This window comes from Paenibacillus sp. S33 (genome assembly GCF_053615415.1).
The window spans coordinates 4,216,714-4,228,752 of the sequence record NZ_JBSIEZ010000001.1; the positions used below are offsets into that span (position 1 = coordinate 4,216,714).

Annotated in this window: 9 protein-coding genes and 1 pseudogene; 6 read left to right on the forward strand and 4 right to left on the reverse strand. The window is 46.5% G+C overall.

Annotation, left to right across the window (positions count from 1 at the left end; all coding sequences use genetic code 11):
- Positions 1 to 10: 10 nt before the first annotated feature.
- Both ACWGXJ_RS19170 and ACWGXJ_RS19175 read right to left on the reverse strand, forming a co-directional pair.
- A complete protein-coding gene (locus tag ACWGXJ_RS19170; RefSeq protein WP_452567395.1) occupies positions 11 to 1,357 on the reverse strand; it encodes a GH1 family beta-glucosidase in 1,347 nt (448 codons plus the stop codon).
- Between the two features lie 23 nt (positions 1,358 to 1,380).
- A pseudogene (locus ACWGXJ_RS19175) lies at positions 1,381 to 1,882 on the reverse strand (carbohydrate ABC transporter permease); the annotation flags it as partial.
- A 295-nt stretch (positions 1,883 to 2,177) separates the two neighbouring features.
- Here ACWGXJ_RS19175 and ACWGXJ_RS19180 point away from each other — a divergent pair.
- On the forward strand, positions 2,178 to 3,218 hold the full coding sequence (locus ACWGXJ_RS19180) for a LacI family DNA-binding transcriptional regulator (RefSeq protein WP_235308593.1): 1,041 nt from the start codon (positions 2,178 to 2,180) through the stop codon (positions 3,216 to 3,218).
- Between the two features lie 85 nt (positions 3,219 to 3,303).
- Here ACWGXJ_RS19180 and glpK read toward each other — a convergent pair whose 3' ends face one another.
- Both glpK and ACWGXJ_RS19190 read right to left on the reverse strand, forming a co-directional pair.
- Complete coding sequence (gene glpK, locus ACWGXJ_RS19185; RefSeq protein WP_446676091.1) at positions 3,304 to 4,797, reverse strand: glycerol kinase GlpK; 1,494 nt, start codon at positions 4,795 to 4,797, stop codon at positions 3,304 to 3,306.
- Positions 4,798 to 4,829: 32 nt separating this feature from the next.
- A complete protein-coding gene (locus ACWGXJ_RS19190) occupies positions 4,830 to 5,654 on the reverse strand; it encodes an MIP/aquaporin family protein (RefSeq protein WP_254350245.1) in 825 nt (274 codons plus the stop codon).
- A gap of 316 nt (positions 5,655 to 5,970) precedes the next feature.
- On the opposite strand from ACWGXJ_RS19190, the gene ACWGXJ_RS19195 reads away from it, so the two are divergent.
- The 5 genes from ACWGXJ_RS19195 to ACWGXJ_RS19215 all read left to right on the forward strand — a co-directional run bounded on the left by ACWGXJ_RS19195 (position 5,971) and on the right by ACWGXJ_RS19215 (position 12,012).
- Complete coding sequence (locus tag ACWGXJ_RS19195; RefSeq protein WP_446676092.1) at positions 5,971 to 7,452, forward strand: PTS transporter subunit EIIC; 1,482 nt, start codon at positions 5,971 to 5,973, stop codon at positions 7,450 to 7,452.
- Between the two features lie 197 nt (positions 7,453 to 7,649).
- Entirely contained in the window at positions 7,650 to 8,933 is a 1,284-nt protein-coding gene (locus tag ACWGXJ_RS19200; protein WP_452567396.1) for an ABC transporter substrate-binding protein, read from the forward strand.
- 32 nt (positions 8,934 to 8,965) lie between these two features.
- Entirely contained in the window at positions 8,966 to 9,841 is an 876-nt protein-coding gene (locus tag ACWGXJ_RS19205) for a carbohydrate ABC transporter permease (protein WP_165179212.1), read from the forward strand.
- 22 nt (positions 9,842 to 9,863) lie between these two features.
- Complete coding sequence (locus ACWGXJ_RS19210) at positions 9,864 to 10,691, forward strand: carbohydrate ABC transporter permease (RefSeq protein WP_452567397.1); 828 nt, start codon at positions 9,864 to 9,866, stop codon at positions 10,689 to 10,691.
- Between the two features lie 148 nt (positions 10,692 to 10,839).
- Positions 10,840 to 12,012, forward strand: coding sequence for an iron-containing alcohol dehydrogenase (locus tag ACWGXJ_RS19215; RefSeq protein ID WP_452567398.1), 1,173 nt, complete (start codon positions 10,840 to 10,842; stop codon positions 12,010 to 12,012).
- Positions 12,013 to 12,039 lie beyond the last annotated feature (27 nt).

Genomic DNA, 12,039 nt, shown 5'->3' on the forward strand with positions numbered 1-12,039 from the left:
CCTTTTCTATTTAAAACCCGTTATTCGCCATCACTTGCTTGAACCACAGCGCACTTTGTTTGGGTGTCCGTTCCTGCGTGTCGTAATTGATGTGTATAATACCAAAACGTTTGTTGTATCCCCAGGCCCATTCAAAGTTATCGAGGAATGACCAGACAAAATAGCCCTTAAGCTGACCTCCCTCCCCAATAAAGCGATGGCATGCCTTTAAATGTTCCTCAATGTAATACTGACGTCCAATGTCCTCAATCTTTCCATTCACCAGTTCGTCCTTCATCGCTGCTCCGTTTTCCGTAATCAGGATGGGTAATCCCTTGGAAAAATCCTTCTCAATCCGCGTTAGCAGCTTATAAAAGGATTCAGGGTGAATCTCCCATCCCATATCCGTTACCGGTTCCTCTATGGAAACCTGCTCGACCTGAAGCAACGAAGCGTCTGTAGTCGCTCGAATGATACTGCGGGCGTAGTAGTTGATGCCAAAAAAATCCCCTGGCTGCTGAATCAGCTCCATATCACCAGGCTGTACAAAATCCAATCCATTCAAGTGCGCCCCGTACCATTCCACCATATCCTCAGGGTATTTCCCGTTAAACAATGGTTCGGCAAACCATCGATTAATAAAACCATCCCGCCGGACAGCAGCGGCTACATCTTCCGGGTGTTCAGAGGCTGCATCGACATGCTCCATGTTCAGCGTAATACCGATGCTGCCCGTCAGGCCCTTTTCCTTGTGTAAGTTGATGGCTATCCCGTGACACATCAGAATATGATGAGCGGCAGTAAAGGCTTCCCTCCAGTTCTCATGGCCGGGGGCATGCTCTCCTGTGCCATAGCCCAAAATAGAGGCGCAGTAGGGCTCATTTATCGTATTCCACCAGCTTATACGCTGTCCAAATCGATCCATGATTACAGAAGCATACGTTTTAAAATGTTGGATAATCTCTCGCTGCGTCCAACCGCCTTCATCCTCAATCCACTGCGGTAGATCCCAATGATACAGCGTCAGCATTGGAATTAGCCCGGCCGACTCAATCTCATCCAACAGACGCTCATAGAAGAGCAACCCCTGTTCGTTAACCACGCCGGGTGCGGGAATAATGCGCGGCCAGGCCACGGAAAAACGGTAATGTAAAAAGCCAAGTTGCTTCATTAATTGCACGTCTTCCTTAAAGCGGTGAAAATGGTCACAAGCCACATCTCCGCAGTCCCCTCCTATCACCTTTCCAGGTGCTCGACAGAAAGTATCCCAAATAGAAGGCGTTCTTCCTTCCTCATCCACGCCACCTTCAATTTGATAAGAAGAGGTCGAAGTTCCCCACATAAACGTGGTGGGGAATGTATAGGTATTCTCACTCATACTCGGTATCATCCTTTCAGGAATCAAGACTTCACAGCTCCGGCCATTGCACCGCCGACAATAAAGCGCTGGAGGAAAATATACAAAATAACGAGCGGTAGTGTAACAATCAGAATGCCGCAAGCGAGCAGCGGCCAGTGTTCATGTATTGTCCGTAGAAGGAGAACAATCCCTTGGTCACTGGCTGATAAGCAGGATCAGACAAATAAATAGTAGGACCTATAATGTCGTTCCACGCTCCAATCGCTGTCAAAATGATGCCTGTTGCCAACACCGGCTTCATCAGCGGGACAAGAATTGTAAACAAATATCGTGAATATCCGTACCCGTCCATGGCAACCGCTTCATCCAGCTCTCGGGAGACAGACTTGATATACCCCACAAACATCAGAAAAGCGATGCCGGTACCTGTTGTTTTCAGCAAAATAAAACCCAAGCTGGGTATTGTAAAGTCCCAGGCTATTAATGAGAGCAAATTGCGGAATCAGCCGGATTCGGGAGATACATGGATATCAGGAAAAACACTTTTTCAGCATTGTAAAATTCCCCCTGTACTCTTAGAATAAATGCATTCACTTTTACGAAAGCGGTTTAGTTGATTACAGCTACTATTATGTATCGGATAGCCTGTATTTGTAAATAGAGAATTGTAAATTATCAAATAAAACATAAATCACCGTTTTTACTCCTTAAAATATTAGGCAACATCCTTTATTCACACGGTTGACTCACTTCTATGAGGTAGCATAGAATACGAGTAATCATTAAGTTTGAAAAGAAAAGTCAATTTAACTAAATCAGTTTAGTTACGGAGGATTCCATGAATATAAAAACAATAGCTAGCATGGCAGGCGTTTCAGTGGCAACGGTTTCGAAAATCATTAACAATTACACAGACATCAGTGAGGAAACCCGACAGCGGGTACTTAAAATCATGGAGGAAACAGGCTATAGACCCTCCTCCTCGGCTAAAACGCTTGCTACCAAAAAATCTAATCTGGTAGGCGTTATATTTGCCGGCAAGCTGAATGTTGATTTTAGTCATCCTTTTTTTGTAGATATCATTAATGTCTTCAAAAAACAGATTGGCTTGCTCGGTTACGATCTGCTATTTTTCTCAAATGAGAAATTTCTGGATAATGGAGAGGACTATTTGGCTCGCTCGAAATATTTTTCAGTGGACGGGTGCATTATTATTGCTGGAGATGAGGTGGAGAAGAGTGTTTTTGATCTCGATGCCAGCCCTATCCCCTGCATCGGTGTCGATATTGAGCTAACCGGAGCTAGTTCCTGCTATATCATGTCCGACAATCAGAAGATTTCAATGAAGGTTGTTGAGCACTTTTACATGAATGGATACCGCGAAATGGGTTTTATAGGCATTGAACGCCCCTCTTTGGTTATTAAAGAGAGAGAGGAAGCCTTTATCGCCTCACTAAAGCGGTTTAGTCTTGACGTTAGACCTGAATGGGTCGTGTATGGTAAGGACTACGCGGCAGAAGATGGATACCAGGTCGCGAAGGCCTGGATACAGCAAGGAAATTTACCAAAAGCTATTTTTGCGGCGACCGACCTGCTTGCTTTTGGTGCCATACGTGCTTTCAAGGAAAGCGGCTTGAGGGTACCCGAGGATATTGCTGTAGTGGGATGTGATGATATAGAAGCCTGTCGTTATACCGAGCCTCCACTGACGACTGTAAAACAAGACAAGCAAAAAATAGGCCGTCTAGCCGCTATGGTGCTGTTTGACCTGATGAATAAACAAATGGATACGAAATGTATTAAAGTAGAGCCGGAACTAGTCATTCGTAGCTCCTGCGGAGCCCGGCAACATTGGGACCATACGAAGGTCAAGAGTTAGCATATGTCTTAAAAAAGATGACTCCTGATAAATTCAGAAGTCATCTTTTTGCAGTTTAATATTCTGAGACCCATCGCTTAATCTATTACTTGTAGGCCATCGTCGCATTCACAGCCTTTTTCCAGCCTTCATACAAGCTTTCACGTGTTGATTCATCCATATTCGGGGCAAAAGAGGTTTCCACCCTCACCCGCTTGCGAAGTTCATCCGTACTCTTCCAATATCCAATAGCCAAACCTGCCAGACATGCAGCCCCCAGTGCCGTCGTCTCATGGATAACTGGCCGCTCCACTGTTGCATCCAAAATATCGCTCTGGAATTGCATCAGAAAATTGTTCAATACAGCTCCTCCATCCACCCGCAGCAATTTCACTGCAATACCTGAATCAATCTCCATGGCTGTAAGCACATCCTTGGTCTGATAAGCGAGTGACTCCAATGTGGCGCGGATAAAATGCTCCTTCGTGGTCCCGCGTGTCAAACCGAACATCGCTCCGCGCACCTCGCTATCCCAGTAGGGGCTGCCCAGTCCGACAAAAGCGGGTACAAGATACACTCCTTCCGTAGACGAAACACGGGCGGCATAAGGTTCACTGTCCTTCGCTTCACGGAACATACGCAGCCCGTCTCGCAGCCACTGGATCGCCGACCCCGCTACAAACACACTCCCCTCGAGTGCGTATTGCACTTTGCCTTCCTCCAGTCCCCAAGCGATGGTCGTAATCAGGCCGTGCTTGGATTCCACTGGTTGATCCCCCGTATTCATCAGCATGAAGCAGCCTGTGCCGTAAGTGTTTTTGATCATCCCTTTTTCGTAACATGCCTGACCAAACAAGGCTGCCTGCTGGTCACCTGCTGCACCAGCGATCGGTACATTCTGACCAAAGAAATGATAATCCACAGTGTGCGCATATACCTCGGAAGAAGGTCTTACCTCAGGTAGCATGATTTTCGGAACACCCAGAATGTCCAGCAGCTCTTCGTCCCACTTTAGTTCATAAATGTTGTACATCAGCGTCCTGGCTGCATTGGAGTAGTCCGTTACATGTGCCGTTCCGCCGGATAGTTTCCAGATCAGCCACGAGTCAATCGTACCAAATAACAGGTCACCTCGTTCCGCCTTTTCCCGCGCGCCCTCCACATGGTCCAGTATCCACTTTACTTTAGTGCCTGAAAAATACGGGTCGATCAACAGGCCTGTTTTGCTGTGAAAAAGCTCCTCGTGCCCTTGCCGCTTCAATTCTTCACAGATGTCCGAGGTTTGGCGTGATTGCCATACGAGTACGTTATACACGGGCACTCCTGTATTTTTGTCCCATACAGCCACCGATTCTCGCTGATTGGTAATGCCGATGGCAGCCACTTGATTTGCTTTTACACCGGATTCGGAAAGACAGGAGGCAATGACCCCGAGAATAGAGCTCCAGATTTCATTCGCATTCTGCTCTACCCAGCCCGGATGAGGAAAATACTGCGGAAATTCTCGCTGAGCCGAGTACACTACATCTCCTTCGCTATTGAACAAAATCGCTCTTGAGCTTGTCGTTCCCTGATCTAGTGACAAAATATATTTTCCCATTGTTCATCTCTCCCCGTGTAAATCCATCGTTTTTACGCTGTAAGTTTGTGATCCATTTTATGATTTTTATAAGTTCGACTCATACGGAAGGTAATCAAGAGGACAACCACGATGACCCCTAGCAAAATCCAGAAAGCCGGAGTCACACTCCCCTTAAAAACGGCCTGATAAAATGGCCCTGCGAAAGATCCCCCCAATAGCGGTCCTATAATGGGCACCCATGCATATTTCCAGTTGGACGCCCCCTTACCGGGAATCGGTAGTAAATAATGCATCAGACGCGGCCCAAAATCCCTCGCTGGATTGATGGCATAGCCCGTTGTTCCTCCAAGAGATAAACCGATACTGACAACTAAAAAACCAACAATCAGTGGTTTCAGGCCATCTGTAAATGAATTGGCACCAAACGACAGTAAAGCAAGAACAAAGATGAAAGTACCTATCATTTCACTAAGCACGTTGCCAAACGGATGATCAATAGCTGGTCCTGTCGCGAATACACTGAGTTTGGCTGCTGTGTCCTCCGTCTCTTTCCAGTGGGGCCAATAATGCAAAATAACGATCACTGCACCCGCCATGGCCCCGAGAAGCTGAGCAACAATATAGCCGGGAACATCTTGCCATGGAAAACTACCCTGAAATGCCAACGCCAGTGTAACTGCCGGATTCAAATGCGCTCCGCTGATTTGACCCACTGCATACACCGCAATAGCTACCGCGAGCCCCCAACCCATTCCGACCACAATCCAGCCGGAAGCGTGGGCAAATGACTTTTTCAGGGACACCCCTGCGCACACTCCGCCACCTAGGGCAATAAGAATCATTGTCCCTATGAATTCGGCTGCGTATGGCGACATACAACCTACCTCCTCAATAGATCATCCGATTTTGATCGCTTTCATCGCACAAAAAAAGAAAAGCCATCACAAACCAACCCTGTGCTGTACCATGGGATGTCTGCGTGGCTCTCTTGTCTCCGTCACGATTATTAACTTAAATTTGATACTATATAAGCATGTAAGCGATGTCAACTGCGGATTTACGTTTTTCATAGCTTAAAATAATCGTTGACCATGTTAGATTCTCCGATTTATGATGTGAAAAAATGGTTTAATGTGAGGATTTCAGGATGAATACGACACTCCCAAACTCGATGAAGAAGGGAAGAATGTTATGCTGAAATTTCTGCAAAAAATCGGCAAGTCGTTAATGCTTCCAGTAGCCACTCTACCCGCTGCAGGGATCTTGCAAGGATTAGCTCTGATTAATTATGAAACGGATATACCACTTGGTCCCGGAGTTGGCGGATTTCTGAATCATTATATCACTCCTTTTCTGAACGAGGGGGCGGGGGCCATCTTCGGTAACCTTGCGCTCATTTTCTCCATTGGTGTTGCCATTGGTCTGGCAGGCGACGCAGTAGCCGCATTATCGGCAGTCATTGCCTATATGGTGCTGACCCGTATTTTGGCGGCAGTGCCGGGTATATTTGCATATATTCCAGACGACGTCAAGCTGGACATGGGCGTATTGGGGGGTATTTTTATCGGTGGATGGTCTGCTTTTCTGTTTAAAAAATATCACAATATTCAACTTCCAGATTGGCTTGGCTTCTTCTCAGGCAAACGCTTTGTCCCCATGATCACCGCCTTTACGACCATGATTCTGGCCATTCTGCTCGGTATGATCTGGAGTCCGGTACAAGATGGGATTGCAGTCTTCGGCAACTGGATTGTCGGCTTTGGCGGAATCGGATCAATGGTATTCATGATTGCCAATCGGCTGCTGATCCCGCTCGGTTTGCATCATGTGTTGAACTCGATCGCATGGTTTCAAATTGGTGACTACACCAATGCTGCCGGTGAAGTCGTTCATGGTGACCTGACGCGTTTTTTTGCAGGCGATACATCGGCGGGTATATTCATGTCCGGCTTCTTCCCCATTATGATGTTCGCGCTGCCAGCAGCAGCCCTCGCATTCATCCATACCGCCAAACCGGAAAAACGTAAAGCCGTCGCTTCCATCTTCATCGGTTCTGCGCTGGCATCGTTCCTGACCGGAATTACCGAGCCCCTCGAATTTTCGTTTATGTTCATTGCACCATTGCTTTACGGCGTTCATGCTCTGCTGACAGGCCTGAGTGGCCTGGTCGTATACCTACTGGATGTCAAACTTGGCTTTTCTTTTTCAGCAGGACTCATTGACTATTTGGTCAATATGAAACTCTCCACCCACCCATTGCGAATGATTCCGGTCGGGCTGGTCTTCGCTCTCATCTATTACTTTCTGTTCCGATTTATCATTCTCAAATTCAACCTAAAAACTCCTGGGCGTGAAGATGATGTAGAAGACAGTCTCCTGTCTGAGGTTAACGAAACTATATCCGATGGAAAGGCAAGCACCACATCCGACACTCAATCCAGTCAGGCAGGCAGAATACTAACCTATCTCGGCGGTTCAGACAATATCCAAAGCATTGATGCCTGCATCACGCGGCTGCGTCTTGTCGTCAAAGACGACAAAGCGGTTAATGATCAAGCTCTCAAGCAGCTCGGAGCGTCGGGAATCATCAGGCTTGGTAATGGTACCCTACAGGTTATTTTCGGGACTCGGTCCGAAATTCTGAAAGATGAAATACAGCGGCTGATGTCATAGGCTGAATCCCTAACTTAAACACGTGCGTTCTTCATATAACAGACGCGCGTGCTTTTTTTTAGTAATAAACGTTTCAAATTTTTTGTTTTTGGTTAAGGCAATGCACATAAATGGGTAACAGCTTCATATGATGGAGCTAAACCATTTACAACTTGTTTAGCAGGCAGATTATCTCAGACAGCAAGGAGGGAAATGATGTGAAGACAGTACAATGGCTGGTACTATGTCTTGCTTTTCTCACGATGTTCAGTGCTTGTAGTGAACCCTCGTCCTCTGAAAGTCAATCATCTGAAACTAATTTGTCAAACGGAAAAAAGATAACGCTTACATTATGGTACTGGAACCGTTCAATTGACGATGAACTACTCGCCCAGGCGGAAAAACAATTTCCCAACATTGAATTAAAAACTCAAAAAATAGGCGGTGACTTCAAAGCCAAACTGAAGACAACGCTCGCAGCTCGTTCCGGTGAACCAGACATCGTAGCTCTGAACGATTGGATGGTGGAGCTGTTCCCCAGTGCGGATCGTTTTTATGACTTAAGGGAACTCGGAGCAGACCGCTTGAAGGATCAATATTTGGAATGGAAATGGAATCAAGGGATCACTCCTGATGGTAAAATGATTGCATTTCCCATGGATACTGGGCCTACCGCCCTCTTCTACCGAAGTGATCTGTTTGCACAAGCAGGCTTGCCTAGTGATCCTGAAAAGGTTAGTGCCTCCATCCGCACCTGGGATGATTACATGGCAGCCGGAGAACAACTTCAGCAGAAATTCGGAAGCCGTTCATTTTTGGCTGATAATATTGTAAACGTTTACAATCAGGTACTCGCTCAGCACACAAACCTTTACTTCAAGCCGGATGGCAGCTACATCGGCAATCAATCTCCTGATATCCGTCTGGGCTGGAAAACTGCTGTCGATTTCCACAAGAAGCATCTGCTCGCCAACGCAGATGGCTGGACTCCCGAATGGAACGCTTCGGTCAATAACGGCAAAATTGCCTCTTTTGTAGGGGCTATCTGGATGAAGCAAGTTCTCACAGAGGCCGCGCCGGATACAGCGGGTAAATGGAGAGTCGCCCGTGCTCCTGGAGGAGACGGCAATCTGGGAGGGTCATTCATTTCTATCCTCAAATCCAGCAAACATCCCAAAGAAGCTTTTGAAGTCCTGACCTGGCTGCAAAACCCGGAACACCAGCTGGAAGCCTACCACAAAATCGGACTGTTCCCGTCCACTCCCGGCGTCTATGACGATCCTATCATGGAGACACCCGAGCCTTTCTTTGGTGGTCAGGCCACCGGACTCATCTTTGCCACTTCCGCACGTCATGTGAAAAGCAGCTATTTCGGCGAGCGCTATCCTGTCATCCACGGCATTGTGACCCGTCGCCTTGCTAATGTCGCCAAGCAGGATGCCAATCCCGATGCATTATGGACGGAAACCATGGATCGAATCGAACGGGAATTACAGCGATAAAAAACAAAATTCAAAAAAGGCGTGTGGACATTATGCTGAGAGAAATCTGGAAGCACCGTGCCGTTTATGCTGCGATCTCGCCGTTTTATCTGCTGTTTGGTATCTTTGGACTGTTTCCGATTGGCTTTTCATTATATCTAGCGTTTCACAAATGGGACGGGATCGGAGACATGACCTACAACGGCTGGGGCAATTTTCGCTACCTTGTGACAGACAATGAATTTTGGCAGGCTGTAGGCAACACCTTTGTGATCTGGGTGTATGCAACGATTCCGATGCTATTCTTCGCACTGATTATTGCCTTTCTGCTTTATGCCCCTTTTGTGAAAATGCGCACCTTATGGCGAGTTGGATTCTTCCTGCCCAATGTGACGTCTATTGTGGCTGTTGCCATCATATTTGGTGCCTTATTTGCCAACAATTTTGGATTTCTCAACTACCTTCTGCAACTCTTGGGACTACCCATGGTTCAATGGTTGAATGTGCCATGGGGTATCCAAATTGCCATTTCTTCTATGGTCGTATGGAGATGGATGGGCTATAACGCAATCATCTATTTGGCCGGACTCCAGAGTATTCCGCATGTGCTGTATGAGGCCGCCAAAATAGACGGGGCAACCGGAGCGCAAGCTTTTTTCCGCATCACTATCCCCATGCTGCGCCCAGTCATTCTGTTTACGGTCATTACGTCCACCATCGGCGGTATGCAGCTCTTCACCGAGCCACAGGTCCTGGTCGGTAATGACGGCGGTTCCGGGGCAAGTGGCATGACCATCGTTTTATACCTGTACCGCGAGTCGTTCATTAACAACTATTTTGGATATGGTGCAGCCGTCGGATGGGGCATGTTCCTCATCATTGCTCTATTCTCCATCATAAACTGGAAACTCGTTCAAGGTAAAAAATAACGATGGGAAGGAGCTTCACAACATGATGCAGACACGCGCAAAATCCTTTTTTTTATATGCCGGATTGTTGGTGGGAATCATCCTGTCGATGTTTCCATTTTACTGGCTGATCGTCATGGCAACTCGTACCACTTCAGACATCTACCGTTTTCCACCGCAATTGTGGTTTGGCAGCCACTTCTTGGATAACATAACGAGAGTATTACAGCAGATTAATTTTGTCGGAGCCTTTTTTAATACCCTTTTTGTAGCCAGTTCTGTTACCCTATTGGTTCTGTTTTTCGATTCACTGGCAGGTTTTGCATTCGCCAAGTTTGATTTTCCGGGCAAAAAAGTGCTATTTATCGTTCTGCTAGCTACGATGATGGTCCCTTCACAACTTTCGCTTGTCCCCTCCTTTGTCATGATGGCCTCCTTTGGATGGGTAGGTACGTTCAAAGCGCTTATCATCCCGGGGATGGTAAATGCCTTCGGCATTTTCTGGATTCGTCAATATGCGGAAGAATCCATTCCAAAGGAACTGCTGGATGCGGGCCGGATGGACGGATGCAGCTTTTTTCGACTGTACTTGAATGTAGCACTGCCTATTCTACGTCCTGCGTTCGCTTTTCTCGGCGCCTTTACCTTTATAGGAACTTGGAATGATTATTTATGGCCGCTAATCGTCTTAACGGATGAGCGTAAATTCACGCTCCAGATTGCACTGTCACAATTGAACGGAATTTACAATACGGATTATGCGATGGTCATTGCGGGCACCCTGCTGGCTGTACTGCCACTTATTATTTTGTTTCTTTTCATTAGCCGCCAGTTTATTTCCGATCTTGCCGCTGGAGCGGTCAAAGATTAGATTTACTTGAATTCCCTTATTCATTTCATGTATAATGGTTAATCGTCATTTCAAATAGCTTACATGATGAAGTTAGGTATCCAACAGGCAATCAGGTTAAGCGATTTACGATTTGAACATGAACTATGAACTGAGGGGAACTTTCCAGATGAACAAATTCACATATTATAACCCCACCAAATTAATATTTGGAGACAATCAAATTGAAGAACTGCAGCAGGAGCTGCTGAATTACGGCAAAAATATTTTACTGATATACGGAGGCGGAAGTGTCAAGCGAAATGGTCTGTATGACCAGGTATTAGACGCGTTAGAGCCGCTACATCTCAATATTCATGAATTGTCCGGCGTAGAGCCGAATCCGCGCTTGTCCACCGTTAAGAAGGGCATCGACATTTGCCGAAATGAAAACATCGACTTCTTACTTGCAGTAGGCGGCGGAAGCGTTATTGATTGCACCAAAGCCATCGCAGCAGGGGCTAAATATGACGGCGATGTGTGGGATATTATCAACAAAAAGCACATGCCGACCGAGGCTCTACCATTCGGCACCATCCTCACACTCGCCGCCACCGGTTCAGAAATGAATCCGGATTCTGTCATCACCAACTGGGAAACGAACGAAAAATACGTATGGGGCAGTGCGGTGACGCATCCGAAATTCTCCATTCTGGACCCTAAAAATACCTTTTCTGTGCCACGTGATCAGACGGTATATGGCATGGTGGATATGATGAGCCATGTGTTTGAACAGTATTTTCACAATGTTAAAAATACACCGTTGCAAGATCGTATGTGCTTTTCCGTGCTGCAAACCGTGATCGAAACTGCACCTAAACTGCTAGAGGATTTGCACAACTACGAGCATCGTGAAACGATTTTATATGCCGGAACGATTGCTCTTAACGGAACACTGCAAATGGGCTACTTCGGGGACTGGGCTTCGCATACGATTGAACATGCATTATCCGCTGTATATGATATTCCTCATGCTGGCGGTCTGGCAATTCTGTTTCCCAACTGGATGAGACATACAGTGGATCAGGATGCTGCACGCATGAAGCGGCTGATGCTCAGCATGTTTGACTTAGACACCGTAGGTAAAACAGATAGAGAAATCGCCTTGGAAGGTATTGACCGTCTTAGTGCATTCTGGACAAGTCTCGGTGCCCCTTCTACGCTGGCCGATTACAATATTAATGATGAGCAATTGGAAAAAATCGCGGACATTGCAGCCCGTGAAATGGAGTACGGAGGATTTGGTAATTATAAAAAGCTGAATCAAGAAGATATTTTAGCTATTTTGCGTGCATCGTTGTAACATTCAAAAGGGAGTGTCCTCAAGCCT

Excerpts from the sequence above, each read along its gene's own strand:
- ACWGXJ_RS19170 (WP_452567395.1), bottom strand. The coding sequence starts at position 1,357 with ATGAGTGAGAATACCTATACATTCCCCACCACGTTTATGTGGGGAACT.
- ACWGXJ_RS19180 (WP_235308593.1), top strand. The coding sequence starts at position 2,178 with ATGAATATAAAAACAATAGCTAGCATGGCAGGCGTTTCAGTGGCAACG.
- glpK (WP_446676091.1), bottom strand. The coding sequence starts at position 4,797 with ATGGGAAAATATATTTTGTCACTAGATCAGGGAACGACAAGCTCAAGA.
- ACWGXJ_RS19190 (WP_254350245.1), bottom strand. The coding sequence starts at position 5,654 with ATGTCGCCATACGCAGCCGAATTCATAGGGACAATGATTCTTATTGCC.
- ACWGXJ_RS19195 (WP_446676092.1), top strand. The coding sequence starts at position 5,971 with ATGCTGAAATTTCTGCAAAAAATCGGCAAGTCGTTAATGCTTCCAGTA.
- ACWGXJ_RS19205 (WP_165179212.1), top strand. The coding sequence starts at position 8,966 with ATGCTGAGAGAAATCTGGAAGCACCGTGCCGTTTATGCTGCGATCTCG.
- ACWGXJ_RS19210 (WP_452567397.1), top strand. The coding sequence starts at position 9,864 with ATGATGCAGACACGCGCAAAATCCTTTTTTTTATATGCCGGATTGTTG.
- ACWGXJ_RS19215 (WP_452567398.1), top strand. The coding sequence starts at position 10,840 with ATGAACAAATTCACATATTATAACCCCACCAAATTAATATTTGGAGAC.